General features: G+C 74.2%; 22 protein-coding genes. 6 read left to right on the forward strand and 16 right to left on the reverse strand.

What is annotated here, in order from left to right; translation table 11 throughout:
* Positions 1 to 70: 70 nt before the first annotated feature.
* Together AB0O53_RS00290 and AB0O53_RS00295 are read right to left on the reverse strand one after the other, a co-directional pair.
* Complete coding sequence (locus tag AB0O53_RS00290) at positions 71 to 2,839, reverse strand: molybdopterin-dependent oxidoreductase (protein WP_350991813.1); 2,769 nt, start codon at positions 2,837 to 2,839, stop codon at positions 71 to 73.
* Positions 2,836 to 3,660 (reverse strand): FAD binding domain-containing protein, encoded by an 825-nt coding sequence (locus AB0O53_RS00295; RefSeq protein ID WP_350991814.1) that lies wholly within the window; start codon positions 3,658 to 3,660, stop codon positions 2,836 to 2,838. The genes AB0O53_RS00290 and AB0O53_RS00295 overlap by 4 nt, the downstream gene beginning before the upstream one ends.
* Positions 3,661 to 3,886: 226 nt before the next feature.
* On the opposite strand from AB0O53_RS00295, the gene AB0O53_RS00300 reads away from it, so the two are divergent.
* The gene (locus AB0O53_RS00300) at positions 3,887 to 5,368 is read left to right on the forward strand and encodes a PucR family transcriptional regulator (protein ID WP_350991815.1); all 1,482 of its coding nucleotides are present in this window, start codon (positions 3,887 to 3,889) and stop codon (positions 5,366 to 5,368) included.
* 176 nt (positions 5,369 to 5,544) lie between these two features.
* Here AB0O53_RS00300 and AB0O53_RS00305 read toward each other — a convergent pair whose 3' ends face one another.
* From AB0O53_RS00305 to AB0O53_RS00315, 3 genes are all read right to left on the reverse strand, one after another.
* On the reverse strand, positions 5,545 to 6,147 hold the full coding sequence (locus AB0O53_RS00305; RefSeq protein ID WP_350991817.1) for an HIT family protein: 603 nt from the start codon (positions 6,145 to 6,147) through the stop codon (positions 5,545 to 5,547).
* A gap of 116 nt (positions 6,148 to 6,263) precedes the next feature.
* Entirely contained in the window at positions 6,264 to 6,722 is a 459-nt protein-coding gene (locus AB0O53_RS00310; RefSeq protein WP_350991818.1) for a GNAT family N-acetyltransferase, read from the reverse strand.
* A 186-nt stretch (positions 6,723 to 6,908) separates the two neighbouring features.
* The gene (locus AB0O53_RS00315; RefSeq protein ID WP_350991820.1) at positions 6,909 to 7,325 is read right to left on the reverse strand and encodes a VOC family protein; all 417 of its coding nucleotides are present in this window, start codon (positions 7,323 to 7,325) and stop codon (positions 6,909 to 6,911) included.
* 191 nt (positions 7,326 to 7,516) lie between these two features.
* On the opposite strand from AB0O53_RS00315, the gene AB0O53_RS00320 reads away from it, so the two are divergent.
* From AB0O53_RS00320 to AB0O53_RS00330, 3 genes are all read left to right on the forward strand, one after another.
* The gene (locus AB0O53_RS00320; protein ID WP_350991822.1) at positions 7,517 to 8,173 is read left to right on the forward strand and encodes a DUF4232 domain-containing protein; all 657 of its coding nucleotides are present in this window, start codon (positions 7,517 to 7,519) and stop codon (positions 8,171 to 8,173) included.
* A 113-nt stretch (positions 8,174 to 8,286) separates the two neighbouring features.
* Positions 8,287 to 8,562, forward strand: a complete 276-nt coding sequence (locus AB0O53_RS00325) for an isoamylase early set domain-containing protein (protein ID WP_031146961.1) — start codon at positions 8,287 to 8,289, stop codon at positions 8,560 to 8,562.
* A 280-nt stretch (positions 8,563 to 8,842) separates the two neighbouring features.
* On the forward strand, positions 8,843 to 9,430 hold the full coding sequence (locus AB0O53_RS00330; protein ID WP_365192357.1) for a DUF5133 domain-containing protein: 588 nt from the start codon (positions 8,843 to 8,845) through the stop codon (positions 9,428 to 9,430).
* Here the strand turns inward: AB0O53_RS00330 and AB0O53_RS00335 are convergent.
* Positions 9,367 to 10,401: a nucleoside hydrolase gene (locus AB0O53_RS00335; protein ID WP_365192359.1), complete on the reverse strand. Its 1,035-nt coding sequence runs from the start codon at positions 10,399 to 10,401 to the stop codon at positions 9,367 to 9,369. The two genes, AB0O53_RS00330 and AB0O53_RS00335, sit on opposite strands and share 64 nt — an antisense overlap.
* A 169-nt stretch (positions 10,402 to 10,570) precedes the next feature.
* On the opposite strand from AB0O53_RS00335, the gene AB0O53_RS00340 reads away from it, so the two are divergent.
* Positions 10,571 to 11,350, forward strand: coding sequence for a VOC family protein (locus tag AB0O53_RS00340; protein ID WP_350991828.1), 780 nt, complete (start codon positions 10,571 to 10,573; stop codon positions 11,348 to 11,350).
* 71 nt (positions 11,351 to 11,421) lie between these two features.
* Here the strand turns inward: AB0O53_RS00340 and AB0O53_RS00345 are convergent, their stop codons facing one another.
* The 5 genes from AB0O53_RS00345 to AB0O53_RS00365 all read right to left on the reverse strand — a co-directional run bounded on the left by AB0O53_RS00345 (position 11,422) and on the right by AB0O53_RS00365 (position 17,526).
* Positions 11,422 to 13,293, reverse strand: a complete 1,872-nt coding sequence (locus AB0O53_RS00345) for an SIP domain-containing protein (protein WP_350991830.1) — start codon at positions 13,291 to 13,293, stop codon at positions 11,422 to 11,424.
* A gap of 132 nt (positions 13,294 to 13,425) precedes the next feature.
* Positions 13,426 to 14,487, reverse strand: a complete 1,062-nt coding sequence (locus AB0O53_RS00350) for an ABC transporter substrate-binding protein (RefSeq protein ID WP_350991832.1) — start codon at positions 14,485 to 14,487, stop codon at positions 13,426 to 13,428.
* A gap of 11 nt (positions 14,488 to 14,498) precedes the next feature.
* On the reverse strand, positions 14,499 to 15,341 hold the full coding sequence (locus AB0O53_RS00355; RefSeq protein ID WP_365192362.1) for an ABC transporter ATP-binding protein: 843 nt from the start codon (positions 15,339 to 15,341) through the stop codon (positions 14,499 to 14,501).
* Positions 15,338 to 16,468: a FecCD family ABC transporter permease gene (locus tag AB0O53_RS00360; RefSeq protein WP_365192364.1), complete on the reverse strand. Its 1,131-nt coding sequence runs from the start codon at positions 16,466 to 16,468 to the stop codon at positions 15,338 to 15,340. Before AB0O53_RS00360 ends, AB0O53_RS00355 begins: the two co-directional genes overlap by 4 nt.
* A gap of 5 nt (positions 16,469 to 16,473) precedes the next feature.
* A complete protein-coding gene (locus AB0O53_RS00365) occupies positions 16,474 to 17,526 on the reverse strand; it encodes a FecCD family ABC transporter permease (protein WP_365192366.1) in 1,053 nt (350 codons plus the stop codon).
* A gap of 142 nt (positions 17,527 to 17,668) precedes the next feature.
* Between AB0O53_RS00365 and AB0O53_RS00370 the strand changes: the two genes are divergently transcribed.
* Complete coding sequence (locus AB0O53_RS00370) at positions 17,669 to 18,508, forward strand: helix-turn-helix transcriptional regulator (protein WP_350991840.1); 840 nt, start codon at positions 17,669 to 17,671, stop codon at positions 18,506 to 18,508.
* A 7-nt stretch (positions 18,509 to 18,515) separates the two neighbouring features.
* Here AB0O53_RS00370 and AB0O53_RS00375 read toward each other — a convergent pair whose 3' ends face one another.
* From AB0O53_RS00375 to AB0O53_RS00395, 5 genes are all read right to left on the reverse strand, one after another.
* On the reverse strand, positions 18,516 to 18,962 hold the full coding sequence (locus tag AB0O53_RS00375; RefSeq protein WP_350991842.1) for a DoxX family protein: 447 nt from the start codon (positions 18,960 to 18,962) through the stop codon (positions 18,516 to 18,518).
* Between the two features lie 137 nt (positions 18,963 to 19,099).
* Positions 19,100 to 19,732: an isochorismatase family protein gene (locus AB0O53_RS00380; protein ID WP_365192368.1), complete on the reverse strand. Its 633-nt coding sequence runs from the start codon at positions 19,730 to 19,732 to the stop codon at positions 19,100 to 19,102.
* 79 nt (positions 19,733 to 19,811) lie between these two features.
* A complete protein-coding gene (locus AB0O53_RS00385; RefSeq protein ID WP_365192370.1) occupies positions 19,812 to 21,500 on the reverse strand; it encodes a (2,3-dihydroxybenzoyl)adenylate synthase in 1,689 nt (562 codons plus the stop codon).
* Complete coding sequence (locus tag AB0O53_RS00390; protein ID WP_434094364.1) at positions 21,497 to 22,723, reverse strand: isochorismate synthase; 1,227 nt, start codon at positions 22,721 to 22,723, stop codon at positions 21,497 to 21,499. Before AB0O53_RS00390 ends, AB0O53_RS00385 begins: the two co-directional genes overlap by 4 nt.
* Positions 22,724 to 22,859: 136 nt before the next feature.
* On the reverse strand, positions 22,860 to 23,693 hold the full coding sequence (locus AB0O53_RS00395; RefSeq protein ID WP_350991848.1) for a 2,3-dihydro-2,3-dihydroxybenzoate dehydrogenase: 834 nt from the start codon (positions 23,691 to 23,693) through the stop codon (positions 22,860 to 22,862).
* Between the last annotated feature and the right edge of the window lie 4 nt (positions 23,694 to 23,697).

The following is a 23,697-nucleotide window of genomic DNA, read 5'->3' on the forward strand; positions in this document are numbered from 1 at the left end:
CCAGAACCCTTCCCTCCGAAAACGTATCTGCTACCCGAATCTCACTATGTGGCTGGCATGTGTGTGTCCTTTACTCGGACTCGGCTTGCATCCTCTGCCAGACCACGTCCCGGGTCACCGGCATCCGGGTGAACCGCACCCCGGTGGCGTTGCGCAGGGCGTTGGCGAAGGCCGGTGCCACCGGGTTGAAGGGGCTCTCGCTCATCGACTTGGCGCCGAGCGGGCCGATCGCGTCGGAGGTCTCCATGAAGTGCACCTCGGTGCGCGGGACGTCCGCGTACTGCGGGAGGCGGTAGCGGCGGAACGCCGCCGTGGTCACCTCCCCGCGCTCGTCCACCCGTACCGTCTCGAAGAGGGTCGCGCCCAGTGCCTGGGCCACGCCGCCCTCCACCTGCCCGCGGCACTGCATCGGGTTCATGACCTTGCCCGCGTCCGCCGCGTGCACGCTGCGCAGGATCTTCATCTCGCCGGTGTCCGGGTCGACGGCCAGACGGAACCACTGCGCGTTGAAGGCGACCGAGCGCGGGGAGCCGCTCCAGTGGCCGTCCGCCGCGATCTCGTCCAGCTTGCCCTTGTCGTACGCGGCCTCGTACAGCTCCTTGAGGGTGACGACGCGGCCCGCGCAGTCGAAGGCCTCGGCGCCCAGCGTGCACAGGTGGCGGGCCACGCCGGTGTGGCGGGCGGCGAAGGTCTTCAGGCGCTCCGCGAGCGAGTCGGCCGCCAGCATCACGGCCTTGCCCGCCACCACCGTGCCGGCCGAGCCGAAGGCGCCGGTGTCGTGGCGGACCACGTCGGTGTCGGACTGGCGGACGGTGATCCGGTCGACCGTGGTGTTCAGGGCGCCGGCGGTGATCTGCTTGTGGACGGTGGTGGTGCCGTTGCCGAACTCCGCCGTGCCCACCGCGATGTCGTACGTGCCGTCGCGCAGCAGGCTGACGCGCGCGTCGGCGAAGTGGCCGCCCGGGGGACCGGTCGCGATCATCGCGACGGCCGTGCCCGTACCGGTGAGCCAGCCCTCCGGCACGTCCTCGTGGCTGGTGTCCTCGGCGATGGCCCTGCGGACGACGTCCATGCACTGCTTCATCCCGTACGAGGCGATGAAGAGGTCGGGCTCGTGGCCGATGGGGGTGACCATGTGGTCGCCGGCCCCGATGACGTTCTTCTCGCGCAGTTCGAGCGGGTCCATGCCGAGCTTGAGGGCCAGTTCGTCCATCACCGACTCCAGCGCGAAGAGCACCTGGCCCAGCCCGTAGCCGCGGAAGGCGCCGGCCGGCACCCCGTTGGTGTAGACGGAGTACGCCTCCACCTCCTTGTTCGGCGCCTTGTAGACGGCGAAGGACTCGCCCACGCTGTGGAACATGACCGCCGGGCCGTGGTTGCCGTAGGCGCCGGTGTTGGCGAGCACGCGGATGCGCAGCGCGGTCAGGGTGCCGTCGGCCTTGGCGCCGATCTTGATGGTGATCTTGAACGGGTGGCGGGTGGTGGCGCCGTAGAACTGCTCGGCCCGGGTGAACTCCAGCTTCACCGGGCGACGCAGCTTCAGCGCGGCGAGGACCACGATGTCCTCCGTGAGCATCTCCTGCTTGCCGCCGAACCCGCCGCCGACACGGCCCGCGACGACCCGGACCTCGTCCTCGCCCAGGCCGTAGAGGGCGCACAGCGCCCGCCGGGTCAGGAACGGCGCCTGGGTGGAGGAGCGGACGGTGATGCGCTCGCCGTCCCCCTCCTCCTTCGGCTCGAACCAGGCGACGCTGCCGTGGGTCTCCAGGCTCGCGTGCTGCACGCGCTGCGTGTGGAAGGTCTCCTCGTAGACGACGTCGGCCTGCGCGTACCCCTGCTCCATGTCGCCGATCGTGTTGTGGACCTCGCCGCACACGTTGTTCTCGGCGCGGAAGATCCCCGACTCGGGGCCCTTGGGGTGGAGGACGGGGGCGCCCGGCTGCATGGCCTCCTCCGGGTCGATCACGTACGGGAGTTCCTCGTAGGTGACGACCACGCGGCGGCAGCCCTCCTCGGCGGCCTGCTCGCTGTCGGCGACCACGGCGGCCACCCGCTGGCCCACGAAGCGGACCACGTCGTCCAGGACGCGGGTGTCCATCGGGTCCTCGGTGGGGTGCTCGTGCCGGGCCGAGGAGTACAGGTGGTCGGGTGCGTCGTGGTGGGTGAACACGGCGTGCACCCCCGGGACCTGGAGGGCCTCGGTGGTGTCGATGGAGACGATGCGGGCGTGCGGGTGCGGGGAGCGCAGCAGCTTCATGTGCAGCAGCCCCGGCACCTCGACGTCGAAGGTGTAGCGGGCGGTGCCGGTGACCACCTGCGGGCCGGCGGGCGCGCCCAGGCTCCTGCCCACCGCCTCGCCCGCGCAGGGGCTCTCGGTGTGCTTGACCCCGCGTACGGCGTCCTCGATGGCGCGGTAGCCCGTGCAGCGGCAGATGTTGCCCTTGAAGGCGCGCGGCAGGTCCTCCAGCTTGCCGTCGTCGTGGGCGGTGCCCTGCTCGGCCTGGAGGGCGGAGGTGGTCATCAGGAAGCCGGCGGTGCAGAAGCCGCACTGGAAGCCCTGGGCGTCGAGGAACTGCTGCTGGGCGGGGTGGAGTTCGCCGCCCTCCTTGGCGAGGCCCTCGACGGTGGTGACGGAGCGGCCCTCGGCGCGGACGGCCGGGTACAGGCAGCTGTGCACCGGCTGCCCGTCCACGTGGACGGTGCAGGCGCCGCAGTCGCCCTGGTCGCAGCCCTTCTTCACGCCGAACCAGCCGCGCTCGCGCAGATAGGTGCGCAGACACTGGCCGGCGCGCGGCTCGGTGTCGAAGTGCTGCTTGTTGATCTCGATCTCGTACGTCATCGGTGTTCCTCGGGGGTGAGCTCGCGGCGGATCTCCTCGGCCTGGAGCAGTGCCATGTGACGCCGCCATGCGGGCAGTCCGTGGATGTCGTCGAACCACTCGTCGGGCCGGACGGTGCCGTCGATCGCCGCGCGCAGTTCGGCGGCGGTGGGCGGCAGCGAGAACCAGAAGCGGAAGGGGCGGGTGGTGGCGGCGCTGACGGTGATGGCGAGGGAGCCGTCCGCGGGGTCGCCGGCGCCGATGACGAGCGAGCCGGAGCGCCCGAGCCCGTAGAGCGAGGCCTGCCGGAACGCCGTACGGCACTCCAGGGCGCGCGCGGGCAGGCGGACGGAACGCAGCAGCTCCCCGTCCCGCAGCACCTTGAGGCCGGCGCCGGTGATGAACTCGGTGACAGGCAGCCGGCGCGTGGCACCGTCCTGGCCCTGGAGCAGGACGGAGCCGTCGAGGGCGGCGGTGAGGGAGATCATCGGGCCGGCCGGCAGGCCGTTGCAGAGGTTCCCGCCGACCGTGGCCATGTTCCAGATCTTGAAGCTGGCGAGGAAGGCCCGGCAGCACTGCTCGAAGAGCGGGGCCGCGGCGGTCGGCAGGGTCCGGGCGAACCGGGAGAGCTCCGTGATGGTGCAGGTGGCGGCGATGTCGAGGGATCCGTCGGGCTGCCAGGACAGGGGCGGCCAGCCCATCCGGGACAGGTCGACCAGACGGCGGATGTGGGGCTGCGGCTCGGAGAAGAGGTACGTGCCCCCGCCGAGCCAGGCGTCGCCCGGGCGCCAGGGTTCGCGATGCCGCGCGTCGCGCACGTCGAGCACCGTGTTGAGATCCAATTCGCGCCACCAGCCTTTCCGGCCCCACACGGGGTTTCAGCCAGTGAAGCAACGGGAGAGGGGGCGGGACGACTGGTCCCGGACACGGAATCGAACGAGCCGGGCGAGCCAGTGTCTGGAGGATTAACCAAGAGCCTCTTGGGTCGATTCGCCTAGCATTTACTATGTCCAAGCCTCTGTTCGCCTCGCGAATGTGGGCCACAGCCCACCGCTAGGAGTTCCCGCCATGCACGTCCACGACCTGCTCCAGCTCGACAGTCTCGGTCTCAGCCTGCTCTGGGGCGAGGAGGCCCTTCTCGGCCAGGAGGTCGTGGGCGTCACCGCCACCGACCTGGAGGAGCCGGGTCGCTTCCTGGGGCCCGGGGAGCTCGTCCTGAGCGGGCTGGTGTGGTGGGCGGAGGGCGACGCGGCGAAGGCGGACCGTTTCGTCTCGGCCCTCGCGGAGGCCGGGGCCACCGCCCTGCTGGCCGGGGAGGAGACCCACGGGCGGGTTCCCGACGCCTTGGTCGCGGCCTGCCGCACCCACCGGGTGCCGCTCGTCGCCGTCCCCGCCCGCACCAGCTTCCGCGCGGTCACCGAGGCGGTCTACCTGCGCCAGTGGGGCGATCTCAGCCGCCGCCCGACCCGGCTCTTCGCCCTGCCCGAGAACGTGCGCGCCGAGCTGAGCCGCCTCGTGGAGGACGGGGCCGGCCCGGCCGAACTGCTCGACCGCGCGTGCGCACACCTGGGCCGGGTGTCCTGTTACCTGCTGACCGCGAGCGGCCGCACGGTGGCCCGTACGCCGTCCGCCCCCGAGCTCCCGGCCCGGCAGGCCTCGGCCGCCGCGGCCCGGGGCGGCGTCTGGCTGCGGATCGAGGCGGAGAGCTCCCCGTACGACGCCTGGCAGCTGCACGTCCCCGAACCGGACGCGGCACCGCCGCGCGTACTCCACGAGATCGCCGACGTCCTCGCCCGGTGCCGCGAGGGGCAGGCCCGCCGGCTCGCCGCGGACCGGCTGACCGGCCAGGAGCTGGTCGGCCTGCTGGAGGGGATCCCGGCGGTGCCCGGCCCGGCCGCGGCCGCCGCCGACACCGGAGCCCTCGAAGAGGCGCTGGCGGTGGCCGGCCTGCCCGCGGGCGGACCGTACCGGGTCCTGGTGGCGACCTCCGGCGACGCCCTGGCCGAGGGACTGCGGCACCTGGAGAACGCCGCGTACGCGGTGGGGCGTTCGGTGGCGGTGCTGCACGACGACCCGCACGCCGGGGACGACGCGGTGGAGCGGCTGCGGGCCGTGTGGCCGCTGCTGCAGCAGTGCGGCGACCCGCAGGCGGAGCTGCGCCTGGGCGTGGGGGCCCGCACGGCCGGCGCGGAGGGGCTGCGGGCCTCGCTCAACCAGGCCCGGTTCGCGCTGACGGCGGCGGACGGGGCGGCCGCGGTGCGCGGGGTCGAGCAGCTCGACACCCTCGCCGAGCTGATGGCGGGCGTACCGCCGGAGGTGCGGACCGTCTTCGCGGCACGGATCCTGGGTGCCCTCGGCGACGGGATGCTGCGCGAGACCCTGGAGGTCTTCCTGGCGAACAACTGCTCCTGGGCCCGCACGGCCGAGGCGCTCCACCTGCACGTGAACACCGTGCACTACCGGATCGAACGCGTGGAGACCCTGACCGGCCGGGACCTGTCCCGCCTCGACCACAAACTGGACCTGTACGCGGCGCTGCGCTGCGGTTGACCGTGTGGCCGACGGTGTGGCGGGACAGGGCCCCCGCGGCGGGCGCCTGCGCCGCGCCGGTCGTCAACCGGTCGTGGTGCCGCCCGGCTCCGGGACGGTCAGGTCGAACCCGAGGCCGGCGTAGAAGCCGCGGCACGCCTGCAGCCGGGCCGTGTAGATCACGAGCAGGTCGACCCTCACGTCCGGCGGCCTCCGTACGAGGCCACCAGCGCGTCCGCCACGGCCGCCGCGTCCGCCTCGGCCACGTCCGCCGGGTACTCCGGCAGCAGGTCGTCCCAGACGACCATCCACGAGCCGTACAGCTGGGCCTGCCCCTCGGGCCGGGCGAAGACCCAGATGTGCAGGTGTGCGCCGCCGTCCCCGATGCGCTGGACGTGGGCCCGGGCGATGTGCGGCAGCGCCTGCACGTGGCGGGCTATGTGCGTGCTGAGCACGCCCAGTTCGGCCGCCATCTCGTCGGTCAGGTCCTCCAGGTCGAAGTGGTCGCGCGGCAGGAGCATCAGCACCAGCGGCACGCCGACCCCCGTGATCCGGGTGAGCCGCCAGCGGTCGTCGAGCCAGATGCCCTCGTCCCGGGCGCGGCACGCGTCGCAGTCCGACGGGTCCTCGCCGTGCCGCGCGGGCTCGGGCAGGACCGGCGGGCGCAACGGCGCGACGCGCAGCCCGTCCGGCTCGAACGGACTGATCTCCCACCCCGTCATCCGGGCCAGCGGGAGCCGCCGCTCGCCGTCCGCGGCGGTACGTGCGTGGTCGTAGAACTCGTCAGGTCGCAGGGCCATGATCGAAGACTACTGCGCCCCGGTCTCCTGGCGGGCGTGGTGCGGGGGCAAGTGGCCCGGCGGGCAAGGCCGTTGCCCCGGCCGACCCCGGAGCCTCGCCGTCCGGAGGCGGACGGTCAGGGGCGGGCCGGAGGCATGTCGTAGGTGACCCACATGGTGCGCGCGGCCACCTGGTCGTACTTCGCCCGCGCGCGGTGGTTGTCGTCCGCGGTGATCCACCGGACCACGCTCCAGCCCCGTTCGGCCGCCAGCTCGCGCAGTGTGCCGAGCAGCAGGTCGGCGGCGCCCGAACCGCGGTGCTCCGGCGCCACGAACAGGTCGTCGAGGAAACAGCCGACCGTCGCGGACAGGGGCCGGGCGAAGGGCCGGTAGTGGGCCAGCCCGAGGAGCCGGCCCGAGGCGTCCTCGGCCACCAGGGCGGCGACCTCGTGTGCCGGGTCGCTCACCCACCCCCACACCGTGGCGGCCGCCTCCTCGGTCTGCTCCACCTTGTAGAAGTCGGCGTAGCCGCGGTACAGGGCGCGCCACTGCGCGAAGTCCCCGGGCCGTACGGCGCGCACGGTGATGTCGGACATGGGGCTGGACTCCTCGGATCGAAGGGCGCGGCGGGCCGGCCTGCCGTGCCCGCGCACGGTGCAGAGAATCGATCATGCTGGAGTCCGGCCGGCGAGGCAGGTGCCGCGGTGTCGAAACGGGGACGGCCGCAGCGCCGCCGTGGAGGGTGGCGCGGGAGCCCCCGCCCTGCTCGGCGGCGGGCCGGGTCAGCCCTCGGGCGTGCTGATGTTGACGAGCCAGGTGATCCCGAAGCGGTCCGTGCACATGCCGAAGACGTCACCCCACATCTGCTTCTCCAGCGGCACCGCGACCGTGCCGCTGCCGGAGAGCGCGTCCCAGTAGCCGCGCAGCTCGGCGGCGTCCTCCCCGCTGACGCTCACCGAGATGTTGTTGCCGGGGCTGTGCCGCGTGCCCGGCGGGTTGTCGGCGCCCATGAGCGTGAAGCCGCCCGCGGTCTCCAGCATGCCGTGCATGATCCGGTCGGCGGCGTCGCCGGCCTTCTCCCCGCCGAAGTCGCCGTACGTGTTCAGCGCCAGGGTGCCGCCGAAGACCTCCTTGTAGAACTCCATGGCCTGCCGGGCGTCGCCGTCGAAGTTGATGTACGGGTTGAGGCGAGAAGGCATGGAACGTTCCCTTCGTGGCAGTCTGCTGTGATGTCAGGTTAGGGGAGCCGCGGGCGGCGCGCCGGGAACCGTGGTGGACTCGGCAACGGCCCGTCACCAAGCTGTGAAGCTTCGGCGGGATCCTGGTGCCAGGCCGCCGGAACCGGACCGGCCCTGCCCCGCGCGTGTCGCGCCTCATCTGGGGGAACACCATGAGCAGCACCGTACGCAGAACCGCCGTCGCCCTCGCCGCCCTGTCCGCCCTGGCGCTGACCGCCTGCGGGCCCACCGGGGACGACACGGCGGGCGGGACCGGCACGCCGTCCGCGGGCACGCCGACCGCCGGATCGTCCCCGTCCGGATCCGCCGCGCCCTCGGGGCCCGCGACGCCGACGGCGAAGCCGGCGAAGTCCGCCGGGTCCACCGGCTCCAAGGCGCCGGCCGACCCCGACTTCGACGTCTTCCCGTGCAGCACGAGCGACGTGACCTTCACCGCGAGCCTGGCGGAGCCCACGACCGGCAGCTACCTGCTGAAGATCACCAACAAGGGGACGAAGGCGTGCAGGGTGCTCGGGCACCCGGTCGTGACCTTCGGCGCCCTGGACGGGCAGGCCACGGAGCGGGGAACGGCCCCCGGCATCGAGGACGCGATCCGGCTCGCCCCGGGCAAGTCCGCCTATGCCGGCCTCATGGGCGGCGCCGCCGACGGCACCGGCAAGACCGTCGACTCCATCGCCATGACCATGAACACCGAGTCCGACCTGGTGCAGACACCGCTCAAGGCACCGACCCCCGGCCTGTACGTCTCCGCCACCAAGAACTCCGTGACCCCGTGGGTGGACAACGCCGAGGACGCCCTGAGCCTGTAGCCCCGACGGGTGACCCTGACCGCGCTGCGGCGGGTCGCGGACGGGCGCCGCGGGGGGCCGTCAGGATGACTCCGGAAACAGTGGGGCCGTCCATGACGCAGAAGGAGCACTTCATGCTGGAAAGACAGCGTCGCAAGAACACCACCGCCGTCACCTTCGTGCTGCCCGGGGGCGACCCGCCCGGCCCCGTCAGCGTCGTGGGGACGTTCAACGGCTGGCAGCCGGGCGCCCACGTACTCGAACCCCGTCCCGACGGCATGCGGGCGGTGACGGTCGCGCTGCCCGCCAAGTCCACGCACGCCTTCCGCTACCTCGCCGCCGGGGACTACTGGTTCAACGACGCGGGCGCCGACGGGCACGACGGCCCCAACAGCCGTCTGGACACGTGACGTCCGCCGGCTGATCCGCTGAGCCGCCCGCTCCGCCGGGCCGAACGCTCCGCACCGGCACCCGCCGCTGCGGAGCGTTCGCGCGCCGCGGGCCGTACGGAGCGCCGCGAAGCGTGCGGAACTGCGAGAAGCGTGCGGAACGCCGCGAAGCGTCAATACACGGTTCCTCGGGTCCCCACATCGGGCGATCCGCTGCCCGGTGCCCGCGTGTGCGCCCGGGCCGCCCGTCCGCAGGTGCTACACAGCGGCATCCACCCGGACAGACCCGAGGAGCGGACGGATGATTCAGAGCCCGGCGGCCCACCGCCGTACGGAAGGCGGCACCGCCGTGACCGACGGGGACGCGGACGCGGAGGGCCCCACGGACCGGGCCGCGCTCGCCGCCGCGACCGGGATGGTGATGGCCCTCGTGCCCTGCACCGCCGAGAGTGCCCGGCGCGTCCTGGGCAACGCGGCCCAGGTGGCGGGCGTCACGCTCGCGCTCATGGCACGCACGGCCATCGCCACCCGCACCGCCCCCGGCGACGTCGACCCGGACTGCGAACGGGCGCTGCGCGCGGAGATCGGGCACGCCCGGACCCCCCACCCCCCGGCGCCACCCGTCTCCGGGAACCTCCTGCCGTCCCCGCACGTGCTGCGCCGGCACCTGAACCACCTGCGGGCCGTGCGCCGCCGCACGCTGGCTGCGCCCGACGACCCGGCGCTGCGCGCCGCGATGGAGGACGCCGCGTACACGCTGTGCGTCCTGATGGGCCGGCGCAACGCCCACAGCGCGTTGCTCGCGGCCGAGGAACTGGTGGCCGCTCACCGGCTCCTGCCGTCCGAGGGGCCCGCCCTGCTGCGGTCCCCGGCGGGAGGCGCCGGCTGACCCGTGCCGGAGCCGCCCAGCACGGCCACGGCCGCCAGCAGCCGGTCCCAGAACAGGTCGGCCCGCAGCCCCACGGCGACCCGGGCGTTCGCCGGCCGCCCCAGGGTGCCGTGCAGGTCCACCACGGTCGCCCCACGCGTGTGCCGGCCGTGGAGTTCCACGGCCACGTGCGCGTCCACGCAGGCGACCATGCCCGGGTCGATGACCCGGGCCACCGCGACCGGGTCGTGCACCGGGGGCGCGGGGAAGCCCCACAGCCGCCGGTAGGTGCCCGCGAAGAAGCCCAGCAGCTCGGCGCAGATCCGGCCGAGGTCGGTGTCCAGGGCCTCGAAGCGGGCGACGACCTCGGGCGTCGCGAGGGCCTGGTGGGTGACGTTGAGCCCGCACATGGTCACCGGTACGCCGCTGCGGAAGACGATGTCCGCGGCCTCCGGGTCGGTGTGGATGTTGAACTCGGCGGCCGGGGTCCGGTTCCCCCGGTCGGTGGAGCCGCCCATCAGCACGATCTCCCGGATCCGGCCCGCCAGCTCGGGGTACCGGGTCAGCAGCAGGGCGATGTTCGTCAGCGGCGCCGTCGGCACCAGGGTGACCGGCTCCGGATGCCCGGCCAGGATCCGCCGCAGCAGCTCCACCGCGTGCTCGGGCTCGGCCGCCACGGCCGGCTCGGGGAAGCGCGGGCCGTCCAGTCCCGACTCCCCGTGCACGTCCTCGGCGACCCGCAGCGGCTCCACCAGCGGCGCCGCGCACCCGGCGGCGACAGGGACGCCGGTGATGCCGGCGACGGTGCACACCCGCAGGGCGTTCAGGGTGGTCTTCTCCACGGTCTGGTTGCCCGCCACCGTGGTGACGGCCAGCAGGTCGACCCCCGGGTCGCCCGCCGCGAGGAGGATCGCGAGGGCGTCGTCGTGCCCCGGATCGCAGTCGATGACGATCGGAACGGGAGCAGGAAGAGCAGGAACGGGAGCGCTCAAGGCCGGACACCTCTCCTCGGTCCGCCACCGCCGTGGCGGCGGCCCACCGGGTCCAGTGTGCGCACCCGCGGGCCGGCGCACAGCGCCTGCGCCGGACCGGCGCGGCACGGATGGCCCGTTTCGTCCGCTTGTGTTAGACGTGGTGCGGGCGGTGATCGGAGGCGGTTTCATGACCACGAACAGCCGGGACGTGTTCGGGGTGCCCTGCTGGGTCAACCTCACGGCTCCCGGCCTCGCCGAGGCCGAGGAGTTCTACGCCGGCGTGCTGGGCTGGACCTTCCGGACCACCAGGCTCGGTGAGGACTTCCGCGTGGCCCTGCTGGACGGCCGGCCCGTCGCCTCGGTCGGCGCACTCGCCCGGACGCTCGGCCTGCCGTCCGCGTGGACGCCGTACTTCGCCGTCGACGACGCGGAGGTGACCGCCGCACGCATCCGTGAGCGGGGCGCGACGATGGCGGTCGGACCGCTCGCCTTCGCCACCGGGCGGGCCGCGCTGGCCGCCGACCCCTCCGGAGCGGTCTTCGGCTTCTGGGAGGGCGAGGTCGTCCAGGAGTGGCACGCCGGCGAGGCGGACGCCGCGGCCTGGGTCGAGCTGCGCACCCGCGACGCGTTCGCCGCCGCGGTGTTCTACGGGGAGGTCCTGGACTGGGCCTGCGAACGGCCCGGCTGCTGCGACGTCGCCTACGAGCACGACCACGTGGTGGTGCGCCGCGGCAACCAGACCGTCGCGCGGATCGACGCCGGAGCCGTGGAGAACGCCCCCGACCCGCAGGTCCGGCCCCGCTGGCACGTCCACTTCGCCGTGGCCGACCTGGACGGCACGATCGACCGTGCGGTCCGGTACGGGGGCGCCGCCGTGTCACCCGTACGGTCCTCCCCGGCGGACCGCCGGGTCACCCTGCGCGACCGGAGCGGGGCCCTGTTCACCGTCAGCGAGGGCACGGCCTGAGCGGCCGCGGGGCGCGGTCGCGGAACCTTCGCGGCCACGCCCCGGGACGTGCGGCCCGGCGGGCGGGGGCGTCAGCGGGCGGGGGCCAGCTCCCACAGGCGGTGGTCCCAGCCGATGTCGCGGCGCGAGGCGACGCGCAGCCCGGCCAGGGCCGCCAGGCGCTCGAAGTCCCGCTCCGCGCGCACGCCCGAGCCGAACGCCGCCTTCAGCCGCAGGTGGTGCAGGGCGGCCTCGGTGTCCAGCTCGATGCCGTCCGCCCCCTCGACCTGCTCGACCAGGAGCAGCGCGCCGCCCTCGGGCACCGCGGCGGCGTTCTCGCGCAGCGCGAGCACCGCGTCCTCGTCGGCCAGCTGCTCCAGCAGCCGCACCAGCAGGACGGTGCGGTCGCCCGCCGGGACCGGCCCGCTGGTGGGCAGCAGCTCCACCCGGTCGCGCACCGCGGAGTCCAGCACCCGGTCGGCGACCGTGCGCAGGGCCGACGGCAGCGCGGCCACCCGGACCCGCAGGCCGGGGAAGGCCCCGGCGAGGGTGCCCGCCACGGCGCCGGCGCCGGCGCCGGCCAGCGTGACCGACTCCGCGGCCGCCCAGTCGTAACCGGTGCGAACCCCCGGGGCGATCCACAGGGCCTCGTCCTCCACGGCCTCCCGCGCGGACGCGCCCAGACGCTCGTCCGCCGCCAGGGCCACGGCGAGCGGGGCCCCGGACGCGGTACGGAAGCCGGCCCGGCCGGTCCGCAGGGTCTCGTGCAGGCCGGACAGCGAGAGGTCCAGCGCCGCATGCGCCCCGCGCAGGTCGTACTCCTCCAACGAGTGGTCGTCCTCGACGAGTTCCTCGCCGACCGGGGTCAGCCGGTAGCCGTCCGGGCCGGCCGAGAAGACCTCCAGCTCGACGAGGTAGGCCAGGAGCGCGGCCAGCGTCCGCGGGTCGGTGCCGGAGCGGTCGGCCAGCTCGGCCGCCGTACGCACGCCCTGCCAGACCAGGTCGACCAGGCCGACGGTCACCGCCGCACGGATGGCCAGGCCCGGTGCCAGGTCGGTCAGTTCGTGCAGCCGGTCGTGCGGGTCGACCTCCTCGGCTCCCTCGGCCGCCTCCGCACCGGCGGCCGCGACCGCCGCGGGTGCGGCGGCCGGCGGCTCGGTGCGCCGCCAGTAGCCGGTGATGTGGGTCTGCTCGCGCGGCACCTTGCGGTCCACGGCGAGGTGTCGGCGGATGCCCTTGAGGGTCACGGCCTCGCCGGCCGCCCACGCGAAGACGGTGCCGGGCAGCCACTCCATGCCGCGCACGGCCTGCTCCAGCAGGTCCGTGGTGCCGGCCGGGGCGCCGTCGCGCACCAGCCAGGTGATCTCCGCGTCCGCGCGGGTCGGCAGGTCCTGGCGGTGGCTGTCCTCGCCGACCTCGACGAAGACCCGGGCCCGGGTGCCCTCCGGCATCTCCGCCAGCCACCGGCCGATCGCGGGGAGCGCGGTCTCGTCGCCGATGACCAGCAGCCAGTCGGCGCCCTCGGGGTGCCGGTGGGACATCTTCGGCCCGGCGATCCAGGTGACGTCGCCGGGTGCGGCGGTCTGCGCCCAGGCCGAGGCCACCCCGCCCGCGTGGTTGACGAAGTCGAAGTCGATCTCCCCGGCCTGCGGGTCGTACCGCACCGGGGTGTAGTCCTTGGTCAGCGGCCGGGCGTCGGCGGGCCAGTCCAGGCTGGACACGTTCTGGCCCGGCAGCACCGGGGCGTCCGCGCCGTCCTCGGCGAAGAAGAACTTGACGTGGTCGTCGAAGCCCTCGCTGCTGAGCTCCGGCAGGTCCAGCCCGTCCTTGCGGAACGCGCCCAGCTGCGGGCCGCCCAGGGTGACCCGCCGCATGCCCGGCGTCACGTCGGCGACGCGCAGCACCGTCAGCTCCCGCAGCACGATGGGGAAGGTGACGACGGAACGGGGGTTGCGGGTGGACATGACGGGCTCCTCACGTGGCGGGACTTCGATGGGGTTCGGCCGGCGCACCGCCGGCCCGGCCGGTCCCGCGGCAGCGGGGACCGGCCGGGCCGTGCGGTCCGGCCGTCACGGCTCGGCGGCCGCGGGCGGCGGCTACTGGCCGGCGACGGCCTTCTGCAGCAGCGGCACGAGCTGCTCGGTCGCCCACGACGCGTTGAGCGCGTCGGGGTAGGCGATCGCGGAGGCCAGGTTGTTGTCCGAGGGCACCACCTGGAAGTGCTTGCCCTTGACGGCGTTCAGCGACTGGAAGAGCTTGTTGCCCTCCAGCTCCGCCGGGCTGATCACGCCGCGGTCGCCGAACGGGTAGGTGACGAGCAGGACGTCGGCGTCGAGCTGGTCGAGGTTCTCCAGGCTGATGCCGTTCTTGTCCGGCCCGTAGTTCTTGGCCTTGTCGGTCTTGACGAAGCCCAGCTTCTCGAAGACGCCCGGGTCCTGGGCCCCGTAGGACATGAAGCTGATCTGCTCCGGGTGGACGACGGCGTAGGTGTACGTCTTGCCCTTGAACTCCGGGTGGGCCGCGGCCGCGTCGGCCGTGGTCTTCTCGCTGGCCTTGATGACCTCCTCGGCCTTGGCCTCCAGGCCGAGGGCCTGGGCCGCCCGGCGCAGCCGCTCCTGCCAGGTGAGGGTGTCGGCCTGGGCCTTGTCGGTGTAGGTCACGACGGGGGCGATCGGCGCGAGCTTCTCGTAGTCCTTGTCCATCTCCCAGGTGTTCATGCCCAGGATGATGTCGGGGGCCTCGGCGGCGATGGCCTCGTAGGCGGTGCCGTCGGTGTCGTCGTAGGTCTTGAGCTTGCCGGCCTTCAGCCCGTCGATGGCGCGCTGCTTGAACTGGGGGACGGGCGAGCCGTCCTCGACGTCCGGGGTGATGACCGGGACGATGCCCAGCGCGAGGGCGATCGAGGTGTCGCCGTCGGAGACGGTGGCGACCTTGACCGGCTTCTTCTTCACCTCGGCCGTGCCCCAGGCGTTCTTCTGGCTGACGGCCTTGAAGGAGCCCTCGGCCCCGGCGGAGGCGGCCGGCTTGTCCGTGGCCTTGTCGTCGGAGCCCCCGCCGCACGCGGCGAGCAGGGTCAGGGACAGCGCGGCGGCCGTGGCGGTGGCGGCGCGTCGCAGACGACGGGCGGAGGTGGAGCGGGTTCTGGCGTAGCTGGACAAGAGGGTTTCTCCTATGCGGGGTTGCGGTGCCGGCGGCCGAGGGGGAAGATCTGCGGCCGGTCGGATCGGGGGTGGGGGACGACGAGGCAGTCCAGGCCGAACACCTCGGCGACGGTCTGCTCGGTGAGGACCTCGTGCGGGCTGCCGCGGCGCACGATCCGGCCGTCGCGCATGGCGACGATGGTCGAGGCGTACAGGGCGGCCTGGTTGAGGTCGTGGGAGACCAGGACGATGGTCCGGCCGGTCTGCTCGTTCAGTTCGGCGAGCAGGTCCATGACCTCGATCTGGTGCGCGATGTCGAGGTAGGTCGTGGGTTCGTCGAGCAGCAGGGTGGGGGTCTCCTGGGCCAGGGCCAGGGCGATCCACACGCGCTGGCGCTGTCCTCCGGAGAGCTGGTCCACGGGCCGGCCGATGAGTTCGGCGGTGCCGGTGGCCTCCAGCGCCTCGGCGACGATCAGGTCTTCCGCCGGGGTGCTGCGCTGCCCGAACCGCTGGTGCGGGTGGCGGCCGCGCCGCACCAGGTCCCCGACGGTGATGCCCTCGGGGGCGATCGGGGTCTGCGGCAGGATGCCGAGGCGGCGGGCCACTTCCCGGGTGGGCAGGGCGTGGATGTCCCGGCCGTCGAGCAGCACCGAGCCGGAGGCCACCGGCAGCAGCCGGGCCATCGACTTCAGCAGCGTGGACTTGCCGCATGCGTTGGGGCCCACCAGGGCGGTGATCCGGCCCGGTTCGATCTCCAGCGACAGGTCGTCGACGACGGTCCGTCCGTCGTAGCCCGCGGTCACCGAGCGGGCCGCGAGGGCCGGCTGGGCGGAACGGTCCGTGACGGGGTGGTCCTTGACCGGGTGGTTCATGAAGGGGCTCCTTGCCCGCGGCGCAGGATCAGCAGGACGAAGTAGGGGGCGCCGATCAGCGCCGTGACGGCCCCGGTGGGCACCGGGGAGATCAGCGGGCCGTGCTGGGCCAGGACGTCGGCGCCGAGGACGACCGCCGCGCCGACCGCGGGGGCCAGGGCGAGGGCGCGTTCGGTGCCGACGAGCCGCGCCGCGATGGGGCCGCTGACCAGGGACACGAAGCCGATCGGGCCGGTGACGCTGGTCGCCAGGGCGGCCGCCCCCGCGCCGAGCAGCAGGGCCGCCGTACGTGCCGCACCCACCCGGGTGCCGAGGCCGGAGGCCAGCTCGTCGCCCAGCGACATCGAGGCGAGGGGCCGCTGGAGCACGGCCGCGCAGATCCCGCACACGGCGAGGGCGACGGTGAGCGTGGTGACGCCGTCCCAGGTGGCGCCGCTGACGCTGCCCACCAGCCAGCGCATGACCTGGGACAGGCCCTGCTTCCCGGCCATGGTGAAGAGGTAGTTGGTGTAGGCGGTGGCCACGGCCGCCAGACCGATGCCGATCACGACCAGCCGGTAGGTGTCCACCTTGCCGCTCTGCCGGCTCAGCGCCAGTACCGCCCCGACCATGACGAACGCCCCTGCCAGGGCGGCGCCTTCGACACCGTACGGGATCGCCGGCATCAGCAGCAGCACGGTCACCGCGCCCGCCCCGGCCCCGGCCGAGATGCCGACGACGTCCGGGGTGGCCAGCGGGTTGCGGACCAGGCGCTGGTAGAGCGCGCCGGCCAGGCCGAAGAGCGCGCCGCCCAGCAGGGCCGCCAGTGCCCGCGGCAGCCGGATGCGGTGGATGACGTAGTCGGCGAGCCCGGTGCGCAGGCCGAACGCGGCGGGCAGTACGTCCCCGGCGGGGATGTTGCGCAGCCCGCCCAGCAGGACGGACGCCACCAGCAGGGCCAGGAGCAGGACGACGGTCAGGACCCAGGCGGCGGCGAACCGGCGGTTCGCGGCGCGCCGGGCGGCGGCCAGCAGCGCGGCCGTCGCCGCCGGCCCGTCGCGGCGCACGGCCGCCGCGGTGCCGGGCCGCTCCTCCACCGGGGCGGGGGACGGCGCGGAGCCGTCCGTGATCACGGGGTTGTTCGACACGTCCCTCACATCCGCACCAGGTCGCGGCGGCGGGCCAGCCACACGAAGAAGGGGGTTCCGACGATGCCGGTCATCACCGACACCTGCACCTCGCCATGGTCCAGGACCACGCGGCCCACGGTGTCGGCGCCGATCAGCAGCACGGCACCGCAGACCATCGACAGCGGCAGCGACCAGCGGTGGTCGGAGCCGACGAGCATGCGCGCCACGTGCGCGGCGACCAGTCCGACGAAGGCGACGGGTCCGACGGCGGCCGTGGCGGCGGCGCAGAGCAGCACCGCCACCGCGGCGCCCGCCAGTTGGGCCCGCTCCACCCGTACGCCCAGCCCGCGGGCGGTGTCGTCGCCGAGGGCCAGCACGTTCAGGGTGCGGCCCAGGGGCAGGGCGAGGAGCAGCCCGGCGAGGGCGAAGGGCGCGATCTCGTCCAGTACCTGCGCCCGGCCGGCGAGCTGTCCCACCGACCAGAACCGCAGGCTGGAGTACACCACTTCGTCGCGGACGACCAGCAGCGTCACGATCGAGGCGAGGAGCGCGGCCACCGCCACCCCGGCCAGGACCAGGCCGAGCGTGCTGCTGCCGGCCCTGGTGCGGGTGCCGATGAGGTAGACGGCCGCGGCGGTGAGCGCCGAACCGGTCAGCGCCAGCCAGAAGAACCCGCTCGCGTCGTTCACGTCGAGGAGCAGGATGCCCAGCACCACGCACAGGGCGGCGCCCTGTTCCACCCCGAGGATCCCCGGATCGGACAGCGGATTGACCGTCAGGGCCTGCATGACCAGGCCGGAAGCGCCGAGGGCGGCGCCGACGGTAAGTCCGAGCAGGGTGCGCGGGATCCGTTCGGTCCACAGCACGTCGTGGTCGTAGCCGGTGCCGAACGGATCGAACAGGATCCGGACGACGGACGCCGGCGCGATGTCACGGGCGCCGATGCCTATGCCGGCGACGACCACCGCCAGCAGGATCAGGCAGGCGAGCAGCACGACCGGAGCGCCGCGTGCGGCACGGGTGCGCGCCACGGTCGGCGCCGGCGGCGCCACCACCGGCGGGGCGGATGGGTTCATGGTGGTTCGGGTGCTCCTCACCGGGTTCCACTGGACGGAACTTAGGTTAGCCTTACCGCAGTGGCAGTCGGTCCAATGCCGGAGGCAGACCGATCGCAGTGAGGGGTCAGATTCGGACCCCGCCACGAACGGGAGGGATTGCATGACCACCATGACCGCGCACACCGCGGCGGACGGCACGCGGCGCCAGACCACGCCGCACCGGCGTCCGCGGCCCCGCGCACTCGCGAACCGGCGGCCGGAGCCCGCCGCGGCGACGCCGGCGGTACTCGCCGACGACAGCCTCATCACCACGGGCGGACACCCGCCGCACGTCCACGACTTCCACCAGTTCCTGTACGTGCCGCTCGGTGCGATCACCGTGTCCGCGCTCGGCCAGGACCACGAACTGACCGCATCGGTCGCCCTGTGGATCCCCGCGGGCGTCGTGCACAGCGCCCGGTTCGGCCCGGACGCCCTGGTGGTGTCGGAGTCCTTCGACGCGGCGCTGTTCGACCTGCCCTACGCCGAGCCCACGCCGGTCAACGTCACGGACGCCCAACGCGCCCTGCTGCTCGGCCGGATGCGCAGCAGCACGGCGGAACCGGACGACCCCAAGGCCTTCGCCGCGCTGTCCGCCGCACACCCGGACAGCCTGCCGCTGCCGCAGCCGGTCAGCCCGGCCGCCCTCGCGGTGGCCCGCGGCCTCGCCCGCGATCCGAGCGACGGCCGGACGGCCACCCAGTGGGCGGCCGGGCTCTACACCAGCTCCACCAGCCTGCGCCGGGCGTTCCGCGCGGAGACCGGCATGGCCTTCTCCGAATGGCGCACCCGGCTGCGGCTGAACCACGCCCTGTACCTGCTGGACCAGGGCCAGTTGGTGGGCCTGGTCGCCGCCCAGGTCGGCTTCGTGAGCACCAACGGATTCATCCTCGCCTTCCGCCGGTACTTCGGCCGGACGCCAGGCTCCTACGCCCAGCAGCAGACGGGCGGCACTACCTGACGCTGCGTCATGCGCGACCCGCGGACGCGGCCGGGGTGGCCTCCACCCCGGCCCGGCGTCCGCCCACCACCCGGTCCAGGGCGAACGAGCCCGGACCGGTGAACACCAGCAGCAGGAAGGCCCAGCAGAACATCGCGGAGGACTCCCCGTTGTTCTGGATGGGCCACAGCGCGTCGGCCTGGTGGTGGACGAAGTAGGCGTACGCCATCGACCCGGAGGCGAGGAACGCGGCGCTCCGGGTGCCGGCGCCGAGCAGCACCAGGCCGCCGCACACCAGCTGGATCACCGCCGCGTACCAGCCGGGCCAGGCCCCGACGGGCACGGTGCCGCCGCCGTGCGCCCCGCCCAGCACGCCGAACAGCGAGGCGGCGCCGTGGCAGGCGAACAGCAGACCGATGACGATCCGGAACAGGCCCAGGGCATGGGGCTGGGCGGACGAGAGACGCTCGGACATGGGGAACTCCTCAAAGGGGGACGTGGAGACGAGCGATCGGTGGGGTGCGGGAGGTGGCGGTACCGGGGCGGGTGAGGGGTCTCGGGGGACGAGCGGCTCCGGTGCGCCCGGGGGAGCCCGGGCGCGGCGGCCGGTGGTCACCAGGCGGTCGCGACCCGGTCGGCGGTGGTGACGTGGGCGCACCGGCCGGCCGCGTAGCGCAGGGCCATCCGGTGCTCCTCGGCGGAGAAGTCGGCGACGGCGTCGGCCACCAGGAAGGCCTGGATGTCGCGCATCCACGCGTCGGCGGCCGTCAGCAGGACGCCGATGTGCGCGTACACGCCGGTGATGACCAGCTGGTCGCGGCCCAGCGCCGCCATCCGCTCGGCCAGGTCGGTACGGACGAAGGCGCTGTACTTCCACTTGGTCAGCACGCTGTCCGCGGACGGGGGTGCCACGGCCTCGGGGATCGCCTCGGCGGTCGGATCGGCGGGCAGCCCCGGACCCCAGAAGTCCTGCTGGAGGCCGCGCTCCTCGGCGCTCTGGCCGCCGCGCTGGGCGGTCCACAGCACGGGCACCCCGGCCCGCTCCGCCTCCGCGATCAGGCGCGCGACCTGCCGCAGCAGGGCGGCGACGGTGGGCGAACCCTCGCCGTACGCCGACAGGAAGTGGTTCTGCAGGTCGTGCACGAGCAGCACGGAGCGTGCGGGGTCGGGCTTCCACTCGACCCGGTTGGCCGGCAGGTCGGCCTCGGTCGGCAGGGAGTAGGCGTCGATGCGGGGGAGAGCCATGGTGTTCCGTTCGTTCCGTTGCGATTCTTTGCGATGCGTTGCGAGGCGTTGCGATGCGTCGGGGTGAAGGGCCGGGGCGTCAGACCGGGTCGCCGCCCGCGCCCGCGGCGGCCGCCGCGGCGCGCAGGTCCTTCTTGGAGACCTTGCCGACCCCGGTGGTGGGGAAGGCGGCCACGAACTCGACCCGGTCCGGCACCTTGTACCCGGCCAGGCCGCGGCCGCGCAGGAAGGACTTCACGGCGGCGGGGCGCAGCGGTTCGGCGCCGGCCCGCAGGATCACGTAGGCGCATGTGCGTTCGCCCAGGTACGGGTCCGGTTCGGCGACCACGTTCGCGTCGTGCACGGAGGGGTGGGCGAGGATGTGGTTCTCGACCTCCTCGGCGGCGATCTTCTCGCCGCCCCGGTTGATCTGGTCCTTGGCCCGACCCTCGACGACCAGGTGGCCGCTGGGCAGGGCCCGGACGATGTCCCCGGTGCGGTAGAAGCCGTCGGCGGTGAACGAGCGCGCGTTGTGCTCGGGGGCGCGCCAGTACCCGCGGATGGTGTATGGGCCGCGGGTCAGCAGGTGGCCGGTGGCCCCCGGCTCCACCTCGCGGTCCTCGTCGTCCACGATCCGGATCTCGTCGTCCGGGGAGATCGGGCGGCCCTGGGTGCCGTTCACCAGCTCCTCGGGATCGTCCAGCCGGGTGTAGTTCACCAGCCCCTCGGCCATCCCGAAGACCTGCTGGAGCCGGCAGCCGAGGGCCGGCCCGGTACGGCGGGCCGCCTCCTCGGGGAACTTGGCGCCGCCGACCAGCAGCACGTCCAGACTGCTCAGGTCGCACTCCGTGGCGGCCGCGGCCTCGGTCCACAGCAGGGCGAGCGGCGGCACCAGCCCGGTGATCGTCACCCCTTCCCGCTCGATCAGCGGGAACGCCGCCTCCGGCGCCGGCTGCGGGCACAGCACCACGCGCCCGCCCGCGTACAGCGCGCCCAGCCAGCCCGGCGAGGACACCGGGAAGTTGTGGGCCGCCGGCAGCGCCACCAGGTACACGGAGCCGGCATCCACGTCGCAGATCTCGTTGGAGCCGCGCACCGAGTACAGGTAGTCGTCGTGCGTGCGGGGGATCAGCTTGGGGACGCCGGTGCTGCCGCCCGACAGCTGGAGGAAGGCGATGTCCTGCGGCCGCGGCCGGTGGACGGGCTCCGCCCCGGGCTCCACGGGCACGTCGGCCAGCGCCGTGAAGTCGCCCGGGTCCGCGTCCGCCACGAACACGTGCTCCAGCGTGGGCACTTCCCGGCGGACCGCGGCCGCGAGCGCACGGTGGTCAAAGCCGGCGAGCCGGCCGGGGCCGATGTAGGCCACGGCCTGCGTGAAGGAGCAGAAGTAGCCGATCTCCGCCTGCCGGTGGGCGGGCAGCGCGAACACCGGCAGCGCCCCGACCCGGAACAGGGCGAACACCACCTCGAAGAACTCGGCCGTGTTCGGCAGCTGCACCACCACCTTGTCGCCGGCCGAGATCCCGCGGGCGGTGAACCCGGCCGCCATCCGGTCGGCGCGCAGGTCCAGTTCGGCGTACGTCCACTCCCGGCGCCCGCCGTCCGGGCCGCCCGCCGGGTCCACCACGGCCACCCGGTCCGGGTGGGCGGCGGCCCGCTCGCGCAGGACCTCGCCGAAGGTCTCGCCGCGCCAGTGGCCGGCGGCCCGGTACCGCTCGGCGAACTCCGCCGGCCACAGCGGGGCGTCGGGCTCCGGGACGGCCTGCTGGTGCGTTCCGGTCGAGGTCACAGGGAGGCTCCCACGGCGCTGAGGAAGGTACGGAACTTCGCGGCGGTCTCCGCGGTTTCGGCGAGCGGGTCGGAGGCGGGCACCACACCGGCGCCGGCGTACAGGCGCAGCAGCCCGTCGACGGCCTCGGCGCAGCGCAGGGTGACCACCCACTCGCCGTCCCCGGAGGCGTCCTGCCAGCCGAGCATCCCCGTGTAGAAACCGCGGTCGAAGGGCTCGACGTCGGCGATCATGCGGCGCGCGGCCGCCGTGGGCGTCCCGCACACGGCCGGCGTCGGGTGCAGCGCGACGGCCACGTCCAGGGCGGTGGTGTCCGGGTCGGCGAGGGTTCCGGTCACGGTGGTGGACAGGTGCCACATGGTGGCGGTGCGCACCAGCGCGGGGCGGGCCGGCACGTCCAGGGACGAGCAGTACGGGGCCATGGCCCGGCGCACCTGCTCGACGACGACGGCGTGCTCGTGCAGGTCCTTCGCCGAGTCCAGCAGGGCTGCGGCGCGCCGCACGTCCTCGGCCAGGTCCGCGCTGCGCGCGGCCGATCCGGCCAGGGGGTTGGCGACCAGCCGCCCGCCGCGCCGGGCCACCAGCAGCTCGGGGCTGGCCCCCAGCAGGGTGCGGCCGGGGCCCACGGGCAGGGCGAAGGTGTGGCCGGACGGATCGAAGCGGGCCAGTCGTCCGAGCAGCGCGGCCAGGTCGGGCTCGCGGCCGGGGGCCGAGACCTCCAGGGTGCGGGCCAGGACGACCTTCTCGGCCTCGCCGGCGGTCATCCGGGCCACGGCCTCGGCGGTGGCCCGGGCGTACTCCTCCGGCGCGGGCACCTCGATGACCTTCCAGTCCTGTGCCTCGGGCGGGTTCGCGGGCAGCGTCACCAGCGGGTCGGCCTGCAGCGGCGGACCGGTGCGGACCTGCTGGGGGATCGCCAGCGCGGCGGGCGCGGCGGTGTCGAAGGGCACCGCGCCCAGGACCACGGGCCGGTCGTTGCCGTCGCGGCGGGCGGCCTGGAGGGCGGTGCGGACCCGCTCGGGCAGCGGGGTGCCGTCGTCGGGGACGTCGGTGACGGGCCCCCGCGCCAGCAGGGTGCGGGTCGGGGTGGCCAGGAAGCGGTCGCCCGGCCGGTAGGCGTCGAGCAGACCGGTGGCGGCGCCCACGGCAGGGTGGGCCGTGGCGTCCGCCGCGGCGGGCGCGGGGGGCACGGGGGGTGCGGCGACTGGGCGGACCGTCGGCACGGTGACTCCTCATGGCTGCTGTGCGCGGCGTGCGCACGGGTCTTGGCAGGTGGGTGCGGGTGATGCGGATGCGGGTGCTGCGGGTGCTGCGGTGGTACGAGGGCGGGGGCGCGTGACGCGGCCGGGGGCGCGGCCGTCAGCGCAGGGAGGCCCCGCCGTCGACGTACAGCTGCTGCATCGTGATGTGGCGGGCCTCGTCGGAGGCGAGGAAGGCGACGGCGTCGGCGACGTCCGCCGGGTCGGCGATCCGGCCGAGCGGGATCGCGTTGCGGTAGCGGCCCGGGTCGCCCTCCAGCACCCGGTGCGGGACGCTGTCGTCCTCCCACAGGGAGCGCTGCATCGCGGTGTCGGTGGAGCCCGGCGCGACCACGTTGCAGCGGACGCCGCTGCGGGCGTACTCCAGGCCCAGGCACTTGGTGAACATCGTGGCGGCCGCCTTGGAGGCGGCGTAGGCGGCCATGCCGACGCGGGGTACGCCCGCCGCGTCGGAGGCGACGGTGACGATGCTGCCGCGGCCCCGTTCGGCCATCGCCGGGGCGAGTTCCCGGGCGGTGTGGAACACGCCGCCCGCGTTCACCGCGAACAGCCGGTCCCAGGCCGCGTCGTCGACCGCGGTGGCCGGGCCGGTGTGCAGCACCCCGGCGACGTTCACCAGGATGTCGACCGGCCCGAGTGCGGCGACCGCGTCGGCGACCGCGGCGCGGACCGCGTCCGGATCGGCCACGTCCAGGCGGCGGGGCAGGAACCGGCCCGGCGGCGGGGTGTGGTCCGGGCGGGCGGCGCGCGCCTCCTCGGCGAGGCGTTCGGCCAGTGCCGTGACGGCCCCGCCGTCGATGTCGGTGGCGAACACCGACGCGCCGTGGGCGTACAGGGTGCGGACGACCGCCTCCCCGATGCCCCGGCCGGCGCCGGTCACGAACGCGACCCGGCCCGCGAACCGCGCGGGCCCGGAGGCTGCGGCTTCAGGCATCTCG

The sequence above is a fragment of the Streptomyces erythrochromogenes genome (assembly GCF_040684695.1).
GTDB classification, from domain to species: domain Bacteria; phylum Actinomycetota; class Actinomycetes; order Streptomycetales; family Streptomycetaceae; genus Streptomyces; species Streptomyces erythrochromogenes_C.